The sequence below is a fragment of the Bacillus thermotolerans genome, assembly GCF_000812025.2.
Taxonomy (GTDB): Bacteria; Bacillota; Bacilli; order Bacillales; family Domibacillaceae; genus Quasibacillus; species Quasibacillus thermotolerans.
Genome location: NZ_JWJE02000004.1, coordinates 17,628 through 38,863 on the forward strand (window position 1 = coordinate 17,628; position 21,236 = coordinate 38,863).

Here is a 21,236-nt window from a genome sequence, read left to right on the forward strand (position 1 = left end):
AAGTGAACGTTAAAAAGCGGATAAAGGCCGCTTTTTTCTTTTTGTCAACGAAATGAACATGCTGCTTCTCCTTCTAAATCTCCTTGTCTCGCATATATTGGTTATACAAATAAGCAGGACAAGGGAGAGAAGAGTGGATGAGAAAAAAGCTGATGGCTGCCGTCCTGTCTTTCGTGCTGTTCATGATGGCTGGAGCTCCTCTCGTACAAGCTGATACGAGCGCAGCCAGCGCAGTATTGATGGAACAGCAGAGCGGGCGGGTGTTATATGAAAAGAATCCTCATGCCATTATGCGCATTGCTAGTATCACGAAAATTATGACGGCGGTTATAGCGATTGAATCGGACAAGCTGAATGAGGTGGTCACTGTCAGCGAGGAAGCTGTCCAAACAGAAGGGTCTTCACTATATTTACAAAAGGGAGAAAAAATCCTTCTGAAAGATTTAGTATACGGACTGATGCTTCGGTCAGGAAATGATGCTGCGATGGCTATCGCAGAACACGTAGGGGGCAGCAAAGAGGGGTTTGTCTATTTAATGAATGAGAAGGCAGAGCAAATTGGCATGAAAAACACCTACTTTGCTAATCCGCATGGTCTAGATGACAGTGAACGTCACCGCTCAACCGCTTATGATATGGCCTTATTAACAAGATATGCAATGGAGAATGAAACGTTCCGGGAAGTCTCAGGGACAAAGGTATATAGAGCGCCAAGTCCTGAAGGAGACTGGGACCGGGTGTGGCGCAATAAGAACCGGTTGTTAACGGAAAAGTACAAACATGCAACAGGAGGGAAAACAGGCTATACAAAGAAAGCAAGGCGCACGCTTGTAACCACCGCCACGAAAGGTGACCTGGATCTAATTGCTGTTACCTTGAATGCCCCCGACGACTGGAATGACCATATTTACATGTACGAGTATGGCTTTGACACATACGATCCTAAGATTGTGCTGGAGAAAGGTAAGGTGAAGGCTTCTAATCATCCTTTTTACAAAGGGAACATTTATCTCAAAAGAGACGCGGTGTATCCGCTGACGAAGAAAGAGGAAGAAGCAGTCTCCATCCGCTTCCGCCTCTTAAAACCTAAAGAGAGCTGGAAGGAAGGAAAGGTGCCTGAAGTAGTAGGAAGGGCCGAGGCCTTTTTGAAGGATGAAAAGATTTACTCTTTGCCAATTTACTACCAGGGGAAAACAGCAGAGAAGGAGAAAAAGGGAAGCTGGAAGGACTGGTGGCCATGGTAATCAGCGGAGTGATCGGAAATGGTTAACTGGATTTGGGTAGGGATGACAGTGGTCGGGCTCATCTTTGCAGCGGTAAACGGAAAAATGGAAGAGGTAAATAAAGCCATTTTTCAATCGAGTGCTGAAGCAGTTACGATCTGTATAGGGCTGATCAGCGTTCTCGTCTTTTGGCTCGGCCTAATGAGAATCGCTGAGGAAGCTGGCTTACTTCAAAAGCTCTCTCGGTTATTTAAGCCAATAGTGGCTAAGCTGTTTCCGGAGGTGCCTGCTGACCATCCTGCTATGGGGTACATTATATCGAATATGACGGCCAACCTGTTTGGGCTTGGCAATGCTGCTACTCCGCTTGGTATTAAAGCCATGGAAGAACTTAAACGTTTAAATGGGGGAAAGACGGAGGCAAGCCGGTCGATGATCACGTTCTTAGCTATTAATACGTCCAGCATTACCCTGATCCCGACAACTGTTCTCGCTATCCGTTTCTCCTATGACTCAGCGGCCCCTGCCGAAATTGTCGCTCCCGCCATTATAGCGACGGCTTGCTCGACGGTCGCTGCTGTGTTGATTGACCGGTTTTTTTATTTGCGAAGGAAGAGAAAGGGAGGGAATTAAGTGGAATGGATTTCGCTCATTTCCATGTGGCTCATCCCTATATTTATCGCATTTATTCTGCTGTACGGCACACTGAAGAAAGTACCGGCCTATGAGAAATTCGTAGAAGGAGGAAAAGAAGGCATTCATATTGCTGTGTCAATCATTCCTTATTTAATTGGAATGATGGTAGCGATTGGGATTTTTCGTGCTTCAGGTGCGCTGGACAGCCTGGTAGGGATGCTTAAACCTCTTCTGGTCTGGATTGGCCTGCCGCCTGAAGTATTTCCTTTAGCCATCATCCGCCCAATTTCCGGCAACGCAGCCTTAGGGATGGTGAGTGATTTGCTCGCTGTTCATGGGCCGGATTCTTATATAGGCCGGCTTGCTTCCGTTATTCAAGGAAGTACTGATACCACGTTTTATGTATTAACGGTTTACTTTGGTGCCGTAGGCATTAAGAAGATGGGTGATGCCTTAAAGGTAGGTCTTTTAGCAGACATAGCCGGCTTTATTGCTGCTGTTCTAATTGTGACATGGATGTTTGGTCAAGGTTAAGCGGGAAAATGTATGGCTGCATGCTGCTTAGAGGCAGCTTTTTTTATTGGCGTAATTTAGCTTGTCTTGCAAACAAGCTGGAAGGGAAGGTCGCGTTTTGAGTAAGTATCTCTTTCTGTTATTATTGGAATGAATATGTAATAATGCATAAGGACACTAATTAGAAACTTCGAGGTGAGGAGAATGGATCGGCTGCAAAAGGTCATTGCCCAAGCCGGCATAGCTTCCAGGCGGAAAGCAGAACAGTTGATTGAAGAAGGCAAGGTCAAAGTAAATGGCAAGATCGTTACAGAGCTGGGAACGAAAGTGTCAGCTTCTGACAAAGTAGAGGTTGAAGGTATACCGGTAGAGAGAGAAAGAAAGGTCTATTATTTGTTTTATAAGCCGCGCGGTGTGATCTCAGCGGTAGAGGATGATAAAGGGCGCAAAGTGGTTACTGATTATTTTCCTTTTGTTGAGGAAAGAATCTTTCCAATTGGCCGTCTGGACTATGATACATCCGGGCTAATGATTTTGACAAACGACGGTGAATTTGCGAATTTGCTTGCTCATCCCCGTTACAAAATAGAAAAGACATACGTAGCACGTGTGAACGGCATACCGCAGCGCCATTTATTGAAGCGGCTTGCTGCCGGCGTTGAGCTTGAAGATGGCAAGACAGCGCCCGCAAAAGTAAAGGAATTGTCCGTAGATAAGAAGAAGGGGCGGGCGTTAATCGAAATCACCATCCATGAAGGGCGCAACCGCCAAGTCCGCCGTATGTTTGAGGCGATTGGCTTTCAAGTACAAAAGCTGAAGAGAGAAAGATTTGCCTTTTTACACACGAAAGGATTGAATGCAGGGGATTATCGCGAATTAACTGCCCACGAGGTGAAACAGCTGCGCACATTGGCTGAAACCGGCTCGCTGCGTTAGGCATTTGGCTGTCACATATCCTTCAAACTCTTTTTTTTCAGAAAACTGTCAAGATGTTATAATGAAAAGAGGTATGCTCAAATTTTGTCGAACACTGAAGTGTTCTGGCGGCAGAGGTTAAGAAGGTGACCTCATGTCTATACTTCATAAGGAGGGGCAGAAGGTTGAACAAAAAGAAAAAGCGGCTGATTATGCGCTCCGTGATTTTGGCGGTTCTCGCGTTAGCAGTCGGATATACGTTTTATTCGAATTTGACGAAGGAAGCACGTGGTAACCTTCAAGAAGGAGACCAGGCGCCTGACTTTGTCTTAACAGATTTATCGGGAGAAAAGCACCAGCTTTCTGACTATGAAGGGAAGGGCGTTTTCTTGAATTTCTGGGGCACGTGGTGCGAGCCGTGTAAAGAGGAAATGCCCCATATGGAAAAGCTCTCTAAAGAGTACGAGGGACAAGTCGAAGTGCTTGCAGTGAATGTAGGAGATTCGGAACTGCAGACTAAAAAATTTGCTGAGCAGTACGGTCTAACATTCCCAATTGCCATTGATTCATCGAAGGAAGTGCAGAAAGCTTACGGTGTTAATCCGCTTCCGGCAACCTTTATGATCAGCCCGGAAGGTAAGGTGGAAAAGGTTGTCATTGGCGGTTTAGTAAAAGAGAATCAAGTGAGAGCGTTATTTGAACAGGTGAAACCGTAATTTAAGGAGTTTTAATATGGGGAAAGTGAAATGTGAATGCGGCCATGTAAATCCTCATGGAACGGTATTGTGTGAATCATGCGGACGGGCGCTGACGGAAGAAGCGAAGAAAGAGAAGTTTCATGATATGCGCTATGAGGGCAGCGCCCGCCGCTCTCAAACGTATAATAAGACGATTGTCGATAAAGTATGGAATTTCTTCTCCTCTGTAAAGGTCGGCGTTTGGCTCATTGTACTGACGCTCATTGCTTCATCACTCGGTACAATCTTTCCGCAGGAATTCTATATTCCAAACAATGTAACTGCCGATACTTACTACGAGGATACATATGGCATCGCCGGCAAAATCTATTATATGCTCGGTTTTCATGATTTATATAATTCTATCTGGTTTATTGCGCTGGTCGCCAGCATCGGTGTGTCGCTGGTCATCTGTAGTCTGGACAGGGTGATTCCGCTTCATCGTGCCTTGAAGAATCAGCGTGTGGCGCGGCATACGACATTTATGAAGAAGCAGCGTTTGTTTGCTTCCCGTGAAGGAACTATTGAGCCGCAGGAAATCGGTAAGGTAAAAGAAAGCTTAAAAGAGAGTCGGTACCACATTCGGGAAGAGGATGGAAGCCTTCTAGCTGAGAAAGGCCGTTTCTCCCGGTGGGGTCCTTACGTCAACCATATCGGACTTATTATCTTTTTAATTGGTGCTATGCTGCGTTCCGTAGAGGGAATGTATGTGGATGAACTGTTATGGATCCGCGAGGGAGAGACACTCGAGATTCCAGGCACAGACGGGGAGTACTACTTAAAGAACGAGCAATTTATTATGGAAAACTATGATAAAGAGAAAGATTCAGAAGTTTTCAGTGAAGCGATTGAAGAGAATGGTGTAATTGCTAAGAATTATCAGACGGATGCCATCCTTTATAGAGATGAAAACAGGGACCTGCCAGGTGCTGAACCGGAGCTTGTAGAAGTGAAGAAAGAAGATATTCGAGTGAACGAGCCAATGAAATTTGACCAGTTCGCTCTCTATCAAAATGGTTTCAGCCAAAATGAAATGAAAGCTATGGAATTCATGCTTACTAACAAAGAAACACAAGAAGCGGTAGGAGCAGTGAAGATTGACCTGTTTAATCCGAAAGATGTATATGACCTTGGAAACGGCTACAAAGTGGAATTGCTCGGCTATTACCCTGATTATGACGGCATTGGCAAGGATGGTGAGCCAAAAACAAAATCACCTGTGCCGAACAACCCGGCCTTTTTGTTTAATCTCGTATCACCGGAGCATCCGGATGGGGAAGTTGCTTTCACAGCGATTCGCCAGACGATGGAGCCGATGGGAGAGACTGATTACAAAATGGAATTCTCCAATATTGAAACACGGGATATTTCCGCTTTGACGGTCCGCAAAGACTTAACCCTATGGATCTTGGCTTTAGGCGGAACGATCTTCATGATTGGGGTCATCCAAGGTTCCTTCTGGGCGCACCGCCGTTTGTGGATTCGCCAGGTAGATGGCAAAGTATACGTTGCGGCCCATACCAATAAGAATTGGCATGGATTGCAGCGGGAGCTTGACTCTATTATTGAACATACCTCTATCCCATCTCCGGAGGATCAGCAAGCTTCTGAGCAAAGCGGTAAAGAAAAGAATTAACCATTTTGCCGCATCAGGGAAAGAGAAAAGATGTACAGTTGGCTTATTCGCACATTAGGCAGACCTCATGCGGATAAGCCACAATTGTTTATGTAATTAGGCAACTTCACCGTAAAAAGGAGGAAACGTTCCGTGTCTGATTTAGTCCAATGGAGTGGTAATTTATTATATACTTCATTCATTTTGTACTTAATTGCTACGTTATTATTCGGCGGAGCCATTTTGCCGAAGAAGAATGGGCAGAAGCAAGGCGTTAACCGTTGGGGGAAACTAGGTATTACAATAACCGTGCTTGGGTTTATTGCTCAGCTTGGATACTTTTTTACGCGCTGGGCGGCTGCCGGGCATGCCCCGGTCAGTAACTTATTTGAGTTTATTACGTTTTTCTCTATGATGCTGGTAGGAGCTTTTATCATCATTTATTTCTTGTACAAGCTGCCTGTGCTGGGTGTGTTCGCGCTTCCGGTTGCGCTCGTAACTATTGCCTATGCAAGCATGTTCCCGCGTGAGGTGAGTCCGCTGATTCCAGCGCTTCAAAGCCACTGGCTGAGTATTCACGTGACGACAGTAGCGGCAGGAGAAGGGATCCTTGCAATCAGCTTTATAGCAGGGTTAATTTACCTTGTTAAAACGATTGACCAATCTAAGAAGAGCAAGCAGACCTTTTGGCTGGAAGCGATTATGTATGGATTAATTGCTGTCATCGGATTTGTTGTCATTACTACTTCCTTCCGGTTAGCCGGCTATGAAGCAGAGTTTAACTATGTCAATAAGGAAGGACAGGCAGCTTCAGAAACCTTTACCCTTCCAGCCATTGTCGGCCCAAATGAAGGCGAGCTCTTGACCGAGAACCGCTTTGAGCCAATAGCTGAAATGCCGGCCTTTATTAATGCGAAAAAGCTGAACACGGTCATATGGTCACTGGCGACCGGCTTTGTGCTGTATTGGCTGATTCGTCTCCTTTCAAGAAAGAGAGTCGGAGCGCTTGTACAGCCGCTCGTTAAGAATGTAAATAAAGACTTAATGGACGAAGTAAGCTATCGGGCAGTTCTAATTGGCTTTCCAGTCTTTACACTTGGTGGGTTAATCTTCGCTATGATTTGGGCTCAAATTGCCTGGACAAGATTCTGGGGCTGGGATCCAAAAGAAGTATGGGCGCTTATTACGTGGCTGTTTTATGCCGCCTTCCTGCATTTGCGTCTATCAAGGGGCTGGCACGGTGAGAAATCCGCCTGGCTGGCAGTTGTTGGGTTCGTTATCATTATGTTTAACCTCGTTGCTGTTAACCTGGTTATTGCCGGCCTTCATTCCTACGCATAGGGCAAAGCGGGTGGCAATCCTCTCGCCCGCACGGGTGGATAGCGCGTCGGACATGTGTTAAAAGAGGGCTTGAAAGTCTCCGCAAAGGCGGAGGCTTTTCTTGTATAAGGGAGCACGAATAAATTGAAAAACCGTGTCGATTGATTGATAATGGGGATAGATAGTACTAACTGATTGCTTGAACAGGGAGGAAGTCAGGTGGATAAAGAAATGAGAATCCTAATAGTAGATGATGAAGAGCGAATTCGCCGTTTGCTGCGAATGTATTTAGAAAGAGAGAACTATCAAGTTGATGAAGCAGAGGATGGAGAAACAGCTCTTGACCTCGCGCTGAATAAAGAATACGACTGCATTCTTCTCGACATTATGATGCCGGGCAAAGACGGAATTGAAGTATGTAAAGAGCTGCGTGAGAAAAAAGCGACACCTGTTATTATGCTGACAGCAAAGGGAGAGGAAGCAAATCGGGTACAAGGCTTTGAGGTTGGAACAGATGATTACATAGTCAAGCCGTTTAGTCCTAGAGAGGTCGTTCTGCGGGTGAAAGCGCTGTTAAGACGTTCGTCTCCGACGACATACTTGCAGACGAACACAGCATCCAAGGATTTGATTGTTTATCCGCATTTAACTATTGATAACGATGCCCATCGAGTCACAGCCGATGGAGAGGAAGTGAATTTAACGCCAAAGGAATATGAATTGCTTTATTTCCTCGCTAAAGCGCCGGATAAGGTGTTTGATCGCGAGCACCTCCTTAAGGAAGTATGGCATTACGAGTTCTTTGGTGATTTAAGAACCGTGGATACGCACGTCAAACGGCTGCGTGAGAAGCTGAATAAAGTATCTGAGAAGGCAGCGAAGATGATCGTTACCGTGTGGGGAGTCGGCTACAAGTTTGAGGTCGTCAACGAATGAGGCTTTGGAGAAGCGTAGTAGGGAAGCTATGGATGACCATTCTTCTGCTCGTTTCTTTTGTTCTTTTCTTTCTTACCGTTTTGCTGCTGGAGTTTTTTGAGACGTACCATGCCAGTGAAGTAGAACAAGACTTATCTGATACAGCACTCAAAATTTCAAAAGTAATTTCGGATCATCAGGATAAAGAATTGGGGATGGAGGTAGCCTGGGAGCTGGTCGATGATCCGGTTCATGTCATTATTGCTGAAGATCGTGAGACATTCTATTATCCGCCGAATGATCAGCAGTTGAACAAGCTTGAAAGCCGTGAAATTGTGAACGATCCAGCCCTCTCGCGTGTCTTTACTGATAGAGAGCGGATAAAGACTGAGATCGCTGTAGATGAAAATGGACAAGCCAGCCGGCATGAAAATTCGATTGTAATAGCCATCCCGTTCGAAATGGAAACCGGCAAGAATGGGGCGGTCATCATTTATCAATCGCTGGGAGTAATTAAAGAAACGTCTCAGCAAACAACGAAGTTAATTTTGCTGGCCGCGGGTATCGCTATCTTGTTAACAACTATTTTTGCTTTCTTCCTTTCGACTAGAATTACCGCCCCTTTACGGAAGATGAGAGAAGCAGCCAATGAGCTGACGAAAGGGAACTTTGACACGAAAGTGCCGATTTTAACAACGGATGAGATCGGAGCGCTTGCTACCTCCTTTAACCAAATGGCAAAGCAGCTGAACCACAATATACATGCCCTGAACCAGGAGAAAGAACAGCTCACAAGCATTTTAAGCAGTATGGCAGACGGGGTTATTACCTTTAACCGGGACGGGACAATTTTAATTACAAATCCGCCAGCTGAACGGTTTTTGCAAAATTGGTATTATGAAACAGGAAATGAGAGTGCCAACGAAGTTATTCCTTCGGGCGTGGAGGATCTACTGAAGAAAGCGATCGAAACAGAAACAGAAGAGATTGGTGAGTTTTCTGTTCAAGGACGCTCGTATGTGATCATCGTCAGCCCTCTCTATAACGCGAAAACAGTGAGGGGAGCGGTGGCTGTCGTTCGTGATATGACAGAGGAGCGCCGACTGGATAAGCTGAGAGAGGACTTTGTAGCCAATGTGTCTCATGAGCTGCGTACGCCGATCTCTATGCTGCAGGGCTACAGTGAAGCGTTGGTTGACGATATTGCGGCTACAGAAGAGGATAAGAAAGAACTGGCGAAGATTATTCATGATGAATCGCTGCGTATGGGCCGGCTTGTCAATGAGCTGCTTGATTTAGCCCGTATGGAAGCTGGGCACATCGTCTTGAAGTTTGAAGAAGTGAATGTACCGGCCTTCATTGAAAGGGTGACAACAAAATTTCAAGGGGTTGCTAGAGAGAAAGAAATCAATTTAACATACGACATACCAAATGAACAGGTGCTGACTAAGCTCGATCCTGACCGGATTGAGCAGGTGATGACCAATTTAATTGATAATGCGCTGCGTCATACACCGGAGCGTGGGGAAGTGAAAGTCCGTTATGAACTAAAGACGGACGGTCACTATATATCCGTTCAGGACTCGGGTGTCGGTATTAGTGAAGAGGATCTTCCGTTTGTATTCGAGCGTTTCTATAAAGGGGATAAAGCGAGAACAAGAGGCCGTTCTGGAACAGGTCTTGGTCTCTCAATTGTAAAGAACATTGTAACGGCACATGGGGGAAGTATTGAGGTGCAAAGCAAGATTGGACAAGGAACAACGTTCTCCTTTTATTTACCTGAAAGATAAGAAAAGCGGCCCAGCTTCGTCTGTGGCCGTTTTTTTCTTTGAAGAACTGATTTTTCTTAAAAGATTGGTTATAGTTCGGGCCTCTTCTGTCATACATCTAGAGGGGCACTAAAATTTGGCTGGAGGCGGTATTGCAATGAAGGATTACATCAGAAGATTTGTTATTGCCTTGCTTATGGCGCTGTGCGTAAGTTTGCTTATGATTGGAGGAGGGATGGCTCAGCCAAAGGAAGAGAAGAAGCAAACGCCAGCCAGCAGCCGCTCCTCCGGGGAAGCGGATACCTACTTACATATAGCTAGAAGATAGCTGTCAGCCGCCTGGATACCGAGGTGGACAGAGTGGTCACTGTAAAGCAGGGAAATCTCCTTGCTTTTTTTTATAGCAGGTGCTATCATTTTGTTAATTCTATTAGTGTTTGTCCTAGCTTTCTAGCGGTTTACATTAATAGGAACCAAAAACATATTTATTCATCTTCGGGGCAGGGTGGAATTCCCGACCGGCGGTATGGAAAAGTTATTCCGAGCCCGCGAGCCGAAAGGCTGATTTGGTGAGAAGCCAAAGCCGACAGTATAGTCTGGATGGGAGAAGATGAAGGTCTGCCAGTGTTCAATAAGTGCAGAATTGAACATTTATTTGAGTACGACTTTTTCTCCCTCAAGCCAGGTATTGCTTGAGGGATTTATATTGTTCAAATAATCGGCAGTACCTTTCTTCTTATGAATGATGAATAAGAAGAAGGAGAGAAAGTAATGCAAAAAACGAATATTCGTCGGTTAACGTCTCTAGGGTTATTGAGTGCCTTAGCTTATTTGCTTATGCTGTTAAATTTTCCGGTTCCTCCATTTCCTAGCTTTTTGATGATCGATTTTAGCGACATTCCTGCACTGATTGCTGCTATTGTCTTTGGACCATTAGCGGGGGTAACCGTGGAATTCTTTAAAGTGGGTCTTGATTTTCTTATTACAGGAAGTGACACAGGTATTCCAATCGGTCACATAGCCAACTTTGCGGCAGGAGTCACCTTCATTCTTCCTGTGTATTATATTTATAAAAAGTTCGAATCTAAAAAAGGCCTCACAGCGGGGCTCGTTACAGGAACAGTATTGATGGCTGTACTGATGAGTGTATTGAATTACTATGTCATCTTGCCAGCGTATACTTTGTTCTTGAATATGCCGGCGATGAGTGCACCTGAAACAAGACAAATGGTTGTACTGTCTATTCTGCCGTTTAACCTGCTAAAAGGTATCCTAATGGCAGCTGTTTTCCTATTCATTTACTCACGCATGCACGTGTGGCTGCGCAGGCAGGCGGCAGCTCACCGTTCATAATGCATAAAAACCACCCTAATTGGGTGGTTTTTTATTGATTTCCTTGTTAATAAAAAAATACAAATAAAAGGTTCCTGTTTATCCAATCGATAAACAGGAACCTTATCAGCATTACTCGTATTTAGTAGGATCTCCTTCGAAAGCCTCGTCAGCCACTTTAATGGAATCAGTTGGGCATCCTTCGAATGCATCCTGCATGTCTTCTTCAAGCTCTTCGGGCACCGGAGTATTGCCTTGGTTTTCATCAAGGATAACGTAGGCAATTCCTTCATCATCGTAGTCATAAATATCAGGTGCCGCTGCGCCGCATGCACCGCAAGCAATGCATGTATCTTGATCAACAATTGTGAATTTTGGCATTGTATAAACCTCCTATCAGTGTATCTGGACCTTTTTTGGGCCATTCTGCTTTTGTTCACTGCAGTGTGAAAACCTCTATTTTCCATTGTATAGACGATGAGTGAACTTTGCAATAAAAAAATGCGACAAAAAACACGACAAAAAAACACAAAGCTTTTATAGCTAATTCAACCATCAACGAGGAATTTTGACAAATTTCATGATAAAATAAACGAAAGATCAAAGGAGAAAAGCAATGCCTTTTTTGCAGACGGTTATTTTGTTTATGATCAATCGAATTAATGGCCAAAGAACGGCTTCTTCTGTTTTTCACTTGCTCAAAGGTAAAAAGTCTTCGCAGACCATTCAGGATGCCAAGTTGTACCAGCTCGATCAATGGTTTCAGACCGTCCCTTTTCTCCAGCGTTCAATGTTTGATCAGCTGATTGAAGAGTTGACTGGCCGCCGCTTGATTGAGCCGAGCGGAGATCAATTTGTAAGAGTGACAAGTGAAGGGAAGGAGCTGGCTGATCAGTTTACTGAGACTGTTCAATCATTTACATTTCTGAATGGCTGGAAGCTGCAAGACTGTGCAAATGCTTTCTGGAAACGGCTTTCGTTAACTGTTCAAGTCGCTTCCCATCTGATTTATCAGGATGCCTCCTACTTGCCGGTTACGAAAGACGAATCGGTTCAGCGCTGGCTGAAGGCCTTCTTATCCAACAGCCGTCTATCCCGGGAGAACTTGGCTGAGCAGCTGCATGAGGAGCTGTTCCTTCTCTTGAAGGAGGCACCGCCTGAAAATCCGCTGCTCCTTGTTCTTCGGCTGACAGGCAAGAAGCGGACCGGAAAGACGATCGAACAGGCTGGAGAGTTAACTGGACTAGAAAGCACAGAATACTGGTTTCGTTTTCTGCATCTTTTGCATTGGCTGATTGAACAGGTTATGGTGCGAAAAGCTGACTGTCCGCTGCTGTTCGCTATGGTATCGGATATATATGAGCCTGTTACGCTGACACAATCAACGAAGAAGACAAAGGATATGCTCGAAAAAGGGTGGACCATCGAAGACATCATGTCCAATAGACGTCTTAAGAGAAGCACGATTGAAGATCATATTGTAGAGCTTGCTTTGAATGTTCCGGATTTTTCGATTCGTCCGTTTGTCAGCGAAGAAACAGAAAACCAAGTGCTGCAGGCAAGGGCCGCATTTCCCGGCACAAGAATGAAGACCATTAAGGAACAGCTGCCTGCGGTTTCCTATTTTCAGATCAGGCTCGTATTAGCAAAATTCAATGAATAATGAGGGACAAAGATGGTAGACCAAGTACTATTAGAACGATTTGGGTACTCTGAGTTCAGGGTGGGCCAGCGAGAGACAATTGAATCACTGCTGTCAGGTCATCATACGCTGGCTATGCTGCCAACTGGAACAGGAAAGTCCTTATGCTATCAGCTGCCTGCTTATTTACTGTCAGGAAGCGTTCTTATTATTTCACCGCTCCTATCACTTATGCAGGACCAGGTTGAACAGTTAAAAATGCGCGGCGAAAAGAGTGTGGTTGCCCTAAACTCTTTTTTAGCCTTTCCTGAGAAACAGCGGGCGCTTCGACACTTAGGCAGCTATCGATTTATCTTCCTGTCACCTGAGATGCTGCTCAGTGAACCGGTTCTTCAATCGTTACAGCGAATATCTATCGCCTTGTTTGTGGTCGACGAGGCGCACTGTATTTCACAGTGGGGTCACGACTTCCGTCCCGATTACGGAATGTTAGGCGATGTGAGAGAGCGTTTGGGCAACCCGTTAACCTTGGCGTTAACCGCCACGGCTACGCGGGAAGTAAGAGCAGATATTCTCCGCTATTTACAGCTTGAAGAAGCGGATGAGTGGGTATTCTCCGTAGATCGTCCTAATATTGCCATGGCTGTAGAGGCTGTTCCTTTTAGACAGGATAAGCAGGAACGGCTGCTTCGGTTAGTGAAGCAGCTGGAAAAGCCGGGGATTGTATATTTCTCAAGTAAACGAGGAGCAGAAGAAGGTGCAGATTGGCTAAAGAGGCAAGGAATAAGTAAAGCAGCGTTTTACCATGGGGGAATGGAACATGAAGACCGCATCTTAATCCAGCAGCAGTTTCTGCGGGACGAGCTGGATGTGATCTGTGCGACAAGTGCGTTTGGAATGGGTGTAAATAAGGAAAATATCCGCTTTGTCATCCACTATCAGCTTCCTTCCCAGCTGGAGTCTTACCTGCAAGAAATTGGAAGAGCAGGCCGGGATGGTAAAAAGGCGCTGGCTACTCTCTTATATACACCAGGAGATGAAGAGCTTCATTCTCTAATCGCAGAAGGAGAGTTTCCCTCAGACCACCAAATTATCGGTTACTTTTCAGATGAATGGAGCTTGAGCCAGACCGAACGAGCGGCTGCTCTTCAGCTGACAGATGTACAGGATCGTTTTTTACGGCATTATGCTGAACAGGCGGCCCGGAGGAGAGAGGGCACTCCTGCTGAGTATGTACGGACTAAGAGAGAAGAAAGGCTGCGGCAGAAGCACAAAAAGCTCCTTTACATGCTTAATTGGCTGCAGTCCAACGAATGCAGGCGTCAGGGGGTTCTTGCCTATTTTGGCGAAGAGCCGAATAGGGCAGTTGCGGACTGCTGTGACCGTTGTGGACTTGACCTTCAAAAGTATGAGAAGCAATGTTCGAAAGAACGAAGTGAACCATTAAATTGGGAAGAGATGTTATCTTCGCTGTTAAGAGTGGAAAAAGTATGAAGAATAGAAAAAGACAAGCGGAGCTTGTTCAAGAGCTGACGGATCAAGAAATACGAAAAGCGCTCTATATGACGCAATTCTTTTTATTGATGCTTTCTCTAGTTTTTGGCTTCTTTTTATTTGAGAATGCAGCAAGCTTTACAGAGTTATTTGAGTGGTCATTTGTAGATGTTGTACTCATTGGCGGAGGGGCTGGTATCCTCGTTGTAATGCTGGATTTATATTTTATGAAGAAGATGCCCGATCGGTATTTCGATGACGGAGGCATCAACGAACGCTTGTTTTCCGGCCAGTCAACGATCACCATTGCCTTTATCGCAGCTATAGTTGCGGTGTCAGAAGAACTTTTCTTTAGAGGAATGCTTCAGACTGCCTTCGGATTTATTCCGGCAAGCATTATATTTGCACTTGTGCATATAAGGTACTTATCAAATTGGTATTTAACAGCAAATGTCGTGCTTTTAAGCTTTGCCATTGGCTGGTTATTTGAATGGACAGGCAACCTTGCTGTTGTCATGATGACACATTTTATTATTGATTTTCTGCTTGGACTGGTCATCCGTCGTAGGCAAAATAAAAATCAATGAAAAAGAAGGAATCAGTGATGAGAAGAGATCGTTATCGTGAATTAGCAGAAAAAAACCGTATAGAAATTAAGAGAGTAAGAGATGAAGAGACAAGAGTTTTACCTTCAGACGACAGCCTTTTGTATGAGACTTCGCGAATGGAGCGGAGAAAGCAAGAAAAACAAGAGGAACTGAAGGAATACCCGCTCTTAAAGGTTATGCTTTTGTTTTTTATTGCCCTTCCTGTCTTTACTCTGTTTCTTTATACAATGATAAAAGACACTGGATCGTCCTCTACGGCTGTTGTAGTAGGAAATACACAGCCGCCCGAACCGTCTACTCCTGTCTATGTCGCTGCAGACGACGGGGATGAGGCAGCGGAGGAGCAGGCAAAGAAAGAAGCCGAGGAACAAGCGAAACGAGAGGCTGAAGAACAGGCAAAGAAAGAAGCCGAAGAACAAGCGAAACGAGAGGCTGAAGAACAGGCAAAGAAAGAAGCCGAGGAACAAGCGAAACGAGAGGCTGAAGAACAGGCAAAGAAAGAAGCCGAAGAACAAGCGAAACGAGAGGCTGAAGAGCGAGCAAAGAAAGAAGCCGAAGAACAAGCGAAGCGAGAAGCTGAAGAACGAGCAAAGAAAGAAGCCGAAGAACAAGCGAAGCGAGAAGCTGAAGAACGGGCAGAGCGAGAGGCTAGGGAACAGGCTGAGAAGGAAGCTGAAGAGCAGGAGAGAAGCGAAGAAGATGAATCCAGCGATGAGCAGAAAGTAGCCTATCATACTGTCCAGTCACAGGAGACGCTGTTCCGTATTTCAATGAAATATTATGGCTCTCAAAGCGGTATTGAGAAGATTAGACAGGCGAATAATTTAAATGGCAATGAACTGTCTGTCGGACAAGTATTGGAGATCCCTTTACCATAAGGAAAAACCGCCTAACGGATTACATTCTCTTGTTAGGCGGTTTTTTGCTTTTTAAAAGATTTTCTTGCTGTCTCTCTCCTCTTTAAGAATTTCTACGGCTTCACGGAATCGCTGAGAATGGATAACTTCCCGCTCACGCAAGTAGCGCAGGCCGTCGTTTAAATCCGGGTCATCACTCAAGTCGATGAGCCACTGGTAAGTCGCCCGAGCTTTTTCCTCAGCAGCAATGTCTTCATAAAGGTCGGCGATAGGGTCGCCTTTTGCTTGGATATAGGCTGCGGTCCATGGCACTCCCGATGCGTCATGATAGAAGAGAGCGTTATCGTGATTCGCATAGTGATCCCCAAGACCGGCTGCCTTCATTTGCTCCGGTGTGGCATCCTTTGTCAGTTTATACACCATCGTAGCGATCATTTCCAAGTGAGCGAACTCTTCTGTGCCGATATCAGTAAGCAAACCAACGACTTTGTCAGGAATAGAATATCTTTGGTTTAAGTAACGAAGAGCGGCTGCCAATTCCCCGTCTGCGCCCCCGTATTGTTCAATTAAGAATTTGGCCAGCATGGGATTACATGTACTTACTTTGACAGGATACTGCAATTTTTTTTCATAGAACCACATAGTTGTCTCCTTTCTCTTCCCTGTTTTCGCTTCTTATACTTGCCAAGGCCACGGCGCTTCTTTGTATTCCCATGGGTGACGAGAATAGCTATAGCCAAAGCTGGTCAAAGCTCCATATTTTTTTTCAAAGTTTCTTTTTAAGGCTTTGCTTCGCTTGACAGATTCGTTATATTGCTGGATGGCATCCAGGTCGTCGGGGTGGGTGTGGAGATAAAGAGCTAATTCTACAATGACAAAGTCTATAGCTTGGATTTGTTCCAGCTCACTATAATATTGAGGGGGTACCTGTTTCATTCTCTAACCCCCTTTTTCATTTCCCTGGTGGAATAGTATGGGTCATAGAAATATTTCCACAGGGTGCCTGCCTTTAGAGCAGCGCTCGGTGTGAATTGCTCAAGGCCTGGCGGCTGAAAACCTAAGTATAGATTAGGTGGAGTAGAATACCTCTTCGTTGTTATTGGCGGACAAGGATCCATTGGACTCACATACGGGTGGTATGTTTTATACCAGGAGGGCATATGCATTCCCTTTTGCATTCCCTTTCTCCCCCTTTCTGTAATTCATTTCATTATATGGGCGAAGTGGACAGATTATTTCTTTTTTTAGGCAGATCTGTTATTCTAATTATTATTTTGTATTTCATTTTGGTAGGAGCGAAGAGTGGTTTGGTGATATATGTATATATAGGAGCAGCTATACTGATGTTTCTTTTAGGGTTGCTTTTTTTTATGTGGAAAGAAGCACATCTTAATGAAATAAAGGAAAAGAGATTATCGTTTCGGCGTTATCCGAAGGGCAAGCCGCTTACCTTCTTTTTTATTTCCGATATTCATCGGCGGACGATCGACCGTTCGATCCCTCAGCAATTGCAGGGAAAGGTGGATTTTATCATTATAGGAGGGGATTTAGGAGAGCAGGGCGTGCCGCTTCAGCGAATCGATTATAACTTGGGGCTGCTGGGAGAGGCAGCACCTGTCTTTTTCGTCTGGGGAAATAATGACTATGAACTGCCGGAGGATAAGCTGAGGCAGTTATTTAAGAAACATAAAATCCTTCCATTGCGAAATGAGTCTTACCCGCTTATCCCGGATAGTGAGCCGCCGGTTTATTTGATGGGAGTGGATGATTTCAGCAAAGGGAAAAGCGATAAAGCCTCAGCCTTTGCCCGCGTGCCCTCTGAAGCATTTAAAATTTTCGTTAGTCATAATCCCTTTTTCGCTAAGAAGCTGACAAAAGGGGACGGGGTTTCATTGTTTTTAAGTGGGCACACTCATGGGGGGCAGATTCGCCTGTTTAATATGGGGCCTTACCAAAAGGGAGGCTGGGAGAAGCAGGGCGGGATGATGGTTCTTGTTTCAAATGGCTATGGAACAACAGCTGTGCCGCTCCGTTTAGGTGCAAGAGCAGAAACACATTTAATCACGATCCACTCTGAGGAGTAAGAAAGAGTGATCTTATCAATTGTTCCCTTTCACTTTTTACGGATAACTCACCATCTGCGTTTTATTTCATAGTATGTCATAAAGAGGTCCTTAAGCAGGGGGCAGCAGACTATGAAGATAGAACGGTTATCTGACAATAAAGTGAGGCTTTCTATTACGTACGAGGAGTTGAGGGAGAAAGGCTGTTCAAAGAAGCACATTTTGGAAGACTCTTATATCTGGCATGAAATTTTTGATGAGATGCTGGACGTGGTAGAAGAACAGCTTGAGATTGATACAGGCGGCATGATTGCTATTGAGGTTCATTCAATGGCTGGAGAAGAGCTTGTGTTAATCTTGACAATTGACCATTTTGATTTTTTGAGCGAGATGGAGGATGTGCCGGCAGAGACGGAAGGTGACATGACTGGTTGTGAATTAACATTCAAATTTGAAGACATCGAGAATGTAATCGGGTTTATTCATGATGAGAAGAAAGTGCGAAATATTCAAAGTTCGCTTTATTATTTTAAAGATGCCTATTATATGTGTTTTTCCTTTGATTTCGACAGTCAATATGAATCCCTCGAAGCCTCGCTGCTTGAATACGCTGCACCTTCGAGCCTGTCGGAAGAACTATTGAAGGAATATGCTATACTTGTAATTGAAGTGGACGCTGCACAAAAGGTGTATGAATGGTTTGTTAAGCAGGTATGATCATTTCTGAGGAGCGATTATTGAAAAGAGTGTTGTTTTCTCCTATCATCAAGGATGGTAGGACATTTTTTTGTGCGGAACAGCAAGGAGGACATTATGCAGAAGGAAGATTGTATTATTGTTGGCGGAGGACCATGCGGACTTGCAGCAGCAATTGCATTGAAGGAGATCGGTAAAAATCCGCTCGTCATCGAAAAAGGAAACGTTGTGAATGCCATTTATAACTACCCTACACATCAAACCTTTTTTAGTTCGAGCGAAAAGCTCGCCATTGGAGATGTGCCTTTTATTATTGAAGGCCGGAAGCCAAAGCGTAACCAGGCGCTGACTTATTACCGGGAGGTTGTCAGGCTGAAGGAGCTGCGCATTAACCGGTTTGAAAGGGTGGAAAAGGTAGAGAAGCAGGAAGACGGGACCTTCTACGTATACACGTCAGCTGGCATGTATCAGGCGCCCTATGTAGTCATTGCTACAGGATATTACGACCATCCAAATTATATGAATATACCTGGTGAAGAAATGGATAAGGTTTTTCACTACTTTAAAGAAGCGCATCCTTATTTTGATACGGATGTAGCAGTCATCGGAGGCAAGAACTCTTCGGTGGATGCAGCGCTTGAACTTCATAAAGCAGGGGCGAGAGTGACGGTGCTTTATCGCGGCGAGGAATACTCAAAAAGCATTAAGCCGTGGGTATTGCCTGAATTCGATGCTCTTGTCCGCAATGGAGAAGTGAGGATGGAATTCTCCTCAATGCTGGTTGAGATTAAGGAAAGCTCTATTGTGTACAAGCAGTATGGCGAGTTGAAGGAGATAAAAAATGATTTTGTTTTTGCGATGACAGGGTACCATCCTGATCATAGTTTCTTGGAAAAAATGGGTGTACAAATTGATCTCGAGACGGGTCGGCCCCTGTACAATGAAGAAACGAAGGAAACAAATGTAGAAGGGATCTTTATCGCGGGAGTCATTGCGGCTGGAAACAATGCCAATGAGATCTTCATTGAAAACGGGCGCTTTCATGGCGGGCAGATTGCAGCTGCTATCGCCGAACGGGAGCGTGCGCAATAGTTACATAAAGGCTGGTTATAATACATCGACATTATAACCAGCCCTTTTTTCATTGGTTAAATATATTTTCCATCTTGTCGCCGGTATCGGGAGAAGAGAGTGCAATGAGCAGCTTCAGCCGGGCTTTTTGTCCATTCAATCCATTCGAAAAAATGACTCCTAATTCTTTTAACTGCCTCCCGCCGCCTTCATATTCATATGTATCTTGGACGATGCCATTAAAACATCTGGACACAAGGACGACAGGTATATCTTTGTCAATAAGCTCTTTCACGGCTGGTAAAGCAGCTGGAGGCAGATTGCCCTGACCAAGTGCTTCAATCACGACACCATCATAATGCGTGTTCGCTAAGAAAGTGAGCAGTGAAGAGTCCATGCCGGCATATGCTTTAATAAGCGCTACTTGCTTATCGACCGCAGTGACTGGAAGCTTCGCTTGATGAACCGGCTCCCGCTGGAAAATAATTTTCTTCTTTGTGATAATGCCAAGCGGCCCGTATTGCGGACTGTGAAAGGTAGATATATTGCTTGTGTGCGTCTTTGTTGCATTATCAGCTGAGTGAATCTCATCATTCAATACGACGAGTACCCCTTTTCCTTTCGCTTCGTCACAGGAAGCGACGCGCACAGCAGAAATGAAGTTATACAGACCGTCTGCACCGATTTCATTATTAGAGCGCATAGCACCGGTCACGACGACAGGTACATCTAGCTCGAGAGTTAAATCAAGGAAATAAGCGGTTTCCTCGAGTGTATCGGTTCCGTGTGTAATCACAGCGCCATCGAATGGTTCGTTGTTATATGTTTCTTCAAGCAGCTGCTTCAGCCCAAGCATTTCCTTTGGAGTAATATGGGGAGAGGGAAGGTGGAAGGGGGCTGCTGAGAATATATCTGCTGTTTCGTTAAGCAGGTGATGGAAAGAATGAAGCGGATTCTCATATGAAGGCTTAACGACTCCTGATTGCTTGTCTTCTTCCATAGAAATCGTTCCGCCTGTGTGAATAACAAATATACGTTTCTTGGTCATAAGTAAAACCTCCATTTTCTGAATTGATTTGCATATGTTCAAGCTTCCCTATTAATGATACGATGAAGAAAAAGGAAAGAAAAGAGGACAGGCTTATGCTGGCAGTCTTTTCGGCAGGTATTGCTCCCGGACTAGCTCTTTTATGCTATTTTTATTTGCGCGACCAGTATGAGACAGAACCGATCACAACGGTAGCCAGGTCGTTTATTTATGGGGCGCTTTTAACCTTTCCTGTTATGTTCATGCAATATGTAGCAGAGGAAGAAGTGATTCTTTCAAATATGGTATCCGCCTTTTTGGCAGCCGGTTTCTTGGAAGAGTTCGTGAAGTGGTTCATTTTGTTTTATCTAATCTATCAGCATGTTGACTTTGATGAGCCGTATGACGGCATCGTATATGGAACAAGCATTTCGCTCGGCTTTGCAACGGTAGAGAACATTCTTTACCTGGTGGCTTACGGGGTGGAGCATGCATTCATGCGCGCTCTTCTTCCAGTATCGAGCCATGCCCTGTTTGGTGTATTCATGGGCTTTTATTTAGGGAAGGCTAAATTTAGCCGTGATGGAAAGCGGGCCAGGTGGCTGTGGCTCTCCCTCACACTTCCTTTCTTGTTTCACGGGCTGTACGACTATATTTTATTTATAGAAAAGGCATGGATTTATTATATTATTCCGTTCATGCTGCTTCTTTGGTGGCTCGCTCTAAAAAAAGTGAAACAAGCGCACGAGCTGACAGATCAGTATTACAATAAAATAATTCGCAAAGGAAGCTCCTAAAAAGGG

At 44.8% G+C, this 21,236-nt stretch carries 24 protein-coding genes and 1 riboswitch; of the genes, 19 read left to right on the top strand and 5 right to left on the bottom strand.

The genetic code is table 11. The features are described from left to right. The first annotated feature begins 137 nt into the window (after nucleotides 1-137). The 11 genes from QY97_RS02775 (at nucleotide 138) to QY97_RS02825 (ending at nucleotide 10,996) form a co-directional block, all read left to right on the top strand. Nucleotides 138-1,244 carry a D-alanyl-D-alanine carboxypeptidase family protein gene (locus QY97_RS02775; RefSeq protein ID WP_046128664.1) on the top strand — a complete coding sequence of 369 codons (1,107 nt, stop codon included), beginning with the start codon at nucleotides 138-140 and terminating at the stop codon, nucleotides 1,242-1,244. Between the two features lie 18 nt (nucleotides 1,245-1,262). Continuing rightward, complete coding sequence (locus QY97_RS02780) at nucleotides 1,263-1,856, top strand: nucleoside recognition domain-containing protein (RefSeq protein ID WP_039237724.1); 594 nt, start codon at nucleotides 1,263-1,265, stop codon at nucleotides 1,854-1,856. Further along, nucleotides 1,857-2,393 (top strand): spore maturation protein, encoded by a 537-nt coding sequence (locus QY97_RS02785; RefSeq protein ID WP_039237725.1) that lies wholly within the window; start codon nucleotides 1,857-1,859, stop codon nucleotides 2,391-2,393. 183 nt (nucleotides 2,394-2,576) lie between these two features. Beyond that, nucleotides 2,577-3,308, top strand: coding sequence for a pseudouridine synthase (locus QY97_RS02790; protein WP_039237726.1), 732 nt, complete (start codon nucleotides 2,577-2,579; stop codon nucleotides 3,306-3,308). Between the two features lie 164 nt (nucleotides 3,309-3,472). Continuing rightward, nucleotides 3,473-4,003: a thiol-disulfide oxidoreductase ResA gene (gene resA / locus QY97_RS02795; RefSeq protein ID WP_083965760.1), complete on the top strand. Its 531-nt coding sequence runs from the start codon at nucleotides 3,473-3,475 to the stop codon at nucleotides 4,001-4,003. A 16-nt stretch (nucleotides 4,004-4,019) separates the two neighbouring features. After that, complete coding sequence (gene resB, locus QY97_RS02800; RefSeq protein WP_039237727.1) at nucleotides 4,020-5,660, top strand: cytochrome c biogenesis protein ResB; 1,641 nt, start codon at nucleotides 4,020-4,022, stop codon at nucleotides 5,658-5,660. Between the two features lie 132 nt (nucleotides 5,661-5,792). Then, nucleotides 5,793-6,980, top strand: a complete 1,188-nt coding sequence (ccsB, locus tag QY97_RS02805; RefSeq protein WP_039237728.1) for a c-type cytochrome biogenesis protein CcsB — start codon at nucleotides 5,793-5,795, stop codon at nucleotides 6,978-6,980. Nucleotides 6,981-7,190: 210 nt separating this feature from the next. Continuing rightward, complete coding sequence (locus QY97_RS02810; protein WP_175286643.1) at nucleotides 7,191-7,895, top strand: response regulator transcription factor; 705 nt, start codon at nucleotides 7,191-7,193, stop codon at nucleotides 7,893-7,895. After that, nucleotides 7,892-9,664: an ATP-binding protein gene (locus QY97_RS02815; RefSeq protein ID WP_039237730.1), complete on the top strand. Its 1,773-nt coding sequence runs from the start codon at nucleotides 7,892-7,894 to the stop codon at nucleotides 9,662-9,664. Before QY97_RS02810 ends, QY97_RS02815 begins: the two co-directional genes overlap by 4 nt. Nucleotides 9,665-9,800: 136 nt before the next feature. Next, nucleotides 9,801-9,971: a hypothetical protein gene (locus QY97_RS20780; protein ID WP_229731614.1), complete on the top strand. Its 171-nt coding sequence runs from the start codon at nucleotides 9,801-9,803 to the stop codon at nucleotides 9,969-9,971. Nucleotides 9,972-10,130: 159 nt separating this feature from the next. After that, nucleotides 10,131-10,259: riboswitch (FMN riboswitch) on the top strand. Nucleotides 10,260-10,414: 155 nt separating this feature from the next. Further along, on the top strand, nucleotides 10,415-10,996 hold the full coding sequence (locus tag QY97_RS02825; RefSeq protein ID WP_039237733.1) for an ECF transporter S component: 582 nt from the start codon (nucleotides 10,415-10,417) through the stop codon (nucleotides 10,994-10,996). Between the two features lie 111 nt (nucleotides 10,997-11,107). On the opposite strand, the gene QY97_RS02830 is transcribed toward QY97_RS02825, so the two are convergent. Continuing rightward, nucleotides 11,108-11,356, bottom strand: coding sequence for a ferredoxin (locus tag QY97_RS02830; RefSeq protein ID WP_039237734.1), 249 nt, complete (start codon nucleotides 11,354-11,356; stop codon nucleotides 11,108-11,110). A 235-nt stretch (nucleotides 11,357-11,591) separates the two neighbouring features. On the opposite strand from QY97_RS02830, the gene QY97_RS02835 reads away from it, so the two are divergent. The 4 genes from QY97_RS02835 to QY97_RS19455 are packed head-to-tail and all read left to right on the top strand — an operon-like array spanning nucleotide 11,592 to nucleotide 15,597. Beyond that, nucleotides 11,592-12,638 (top strand): helix-turn-helix domain-containing protein, encoded by a 1,047-nt coding sequence (locus QY97_RS02835; RefSeq protein WP_039237735.1) that lies wholly within the window; start codon nucleotides 11,592-11,594, stop codon nucleotides 12,636-12,638. Between the two features lie 12 nt (nucleotides 12,639-12,650). Next, nucleotides 12,651-14,111, top strand: a complete 1,461-nt coding sequence (locus QY97_RS02840; RefSeq protein WP_039237736.1) for a RecQ family ATP-dependent DNA helicase — start codon at nucleotides 12,651-12,653, stop codon at nucleotides 14,109-14,111. Beyond that, nucleotides 14,108-14,698: a CPBP family intramembrane glutamic endopeptidase gene (locus tag QY97_RS02845; RefSeq protein ID WP_039237737.1), complete on the top strand. Its 591-nt coding sequence runs from the start codon at nucleotides 14,108-14,110 to the stop codon at nucleotides 14,696-14,698. Before QY97_RS02840 ends, QY97_RS02845 begins: the two co-directional genes overlap by 4 nt. Before the next feature lie 17 nt (nucleotides 14,699-14,715). Continuing rightward, nucleotides 14,716-15,597 (top strand): LysM peptidoglycan-binding domain-containing protein, encoded by an 882-nt coding sequence (locus tag QY97_RS19455; RefSeq protein WP_052728914.1) that lies wholly within the window; start codon nucleotides 14,716-14,718, stop codon nucleotides 15,595-15,597. Nucleotides 15,598-15,648: 51 nt separating this feature from the next. Here QY97_RS19455 and QY97_RS02855 read toward each other — a convergent pair whose 3' ends face one another. The 3 genes from QY97_RS02855 to QY97_RS02865 are packed head-to-tail and all read right to left on the bottom strand — an operon-like array spanning nucleotide 15,649 to nucleotide 16,736. Then, on the bottom strand, nucleotides 15,649-16,218 hold the full coding sequence (locus tag QY97_RS02855) for a manganese catalase family protein (protein WP_039237738.1): 570 nt from the start codon (nucleotides 16,216-16,218) through the stop codon (nucleotides 15,649-15,651). A gap of 33 nt (nucleotides 16,219-16,251) precedes the next feature. Continuing rightward, complete coding sequence (locus tag QY97_RS02860) at nucleotides 16,252-16,512, bottom strand: spore coat protein CotJB (RefSeq protein WP_039237739.1); 261 nt, start codon at nucleotides 16,510-16,512, stop codon at nucleotides 16,252-16,254. Beyond that, nucleotides 16,509-16,736 (bottom strand): spore coat associated protein CotJA, encoded by a 228-nt coding sequence (locus QY97_RS02865; RefSeq protein ID WP_039237895.1) that lies wholly within the window; start codon nucleotides 16,734-16,736, stop codon nucleotides 16,509-16,511. The genes QY97_RS02860 and QY97_RS02865 overlap by 4 nt, the downstream gene beginning before the upstream one ends. 210 nt (nucleotides 16,737-16,946) lie before the next feature. Here QY97_RS02865 and QY97_RS02870 point away from each other — a divergent pair, with 210 nt between their 5' ends. The 3 genes from QY97_RS02870 (at nucleotide 16,947) to QY97_RS02880 (ending at nucleotide 19,427) form a co-directional block, all read left to right on the top strand. Then, nucleotides 16,947-17,660 carry a metallophosphoesterase gene (locus tag QY97_RS02870; protein WP_232506220.1) on the top strand — a complete coding sequence of 238 codons (714 nt, stop codon included), beginning with the start codon at nucleotides 16,947-16,949 and terminating at the stop codon, nucleotides 17,658-17,660. Nucleotides 17,661-17,771: 111 nt separating this feature from the next. Further along, a complete protein-coding gene (locus QY97_RS02875) occupies nucleotides 17,772-18,356 on the top strand; it encodes an adaptor protein MecA (RefSeq protein WP_039237741.1) in 585 nt (194 codons plus the stop codon). 96 nt (nucleotides 18,357-18,452) lie between these two features. Next, nucleotides 18,453-19,427 (top strand): YpdA family putative bacillithiol disulfide reductase, encoded by a 975-nt coding sequence (locus tag QY97_RS02880; RefSeq protein ID WP_039237742.1) that lies wholly within the window; start codon nucleotides 18,453-18,455, stop codon nucleotides 19,425-19,427. Between the two features lie 49 nt (nucleotides 19,428-19,476). Here QY97_RS02880 and QY97_RS02885 read toward each other — a convergent pair whose 3' ends face one another. Beyond that, the gene (locus QY97_RS02885) at nucleotides 19,477-20,454 is read right to left on the bottom strand and encodes an asparaginase (RefSeq protein WP_039237744.1); all 978 of its coding nucleotides are present in this window, start codon (nucleotides 20,452-20,454) and stop codon (nucleotides 19,477-19,479) included. 95 nt (nucleotides 20,455-20,549) lie between these two features. Here QY97_RS02885 and prsW point away from each other — a divergent pair, with 95 nt between their 5' ends. Beyond that, nucleotides 20,550-21,230: a glutamic-type intramembrane protease PrsW gene (prsW, locus tag QY97_RS02890; protein WP_039237745.1), complete on the top strand. Its 681-nt coding sequence runs from the start codon at nucleotides 20,550-20,552 to the stop codon at nucleotides 21,228-21,230. Nucleotides 21,231-21,236: the final 6 nt, after the last annotated feature.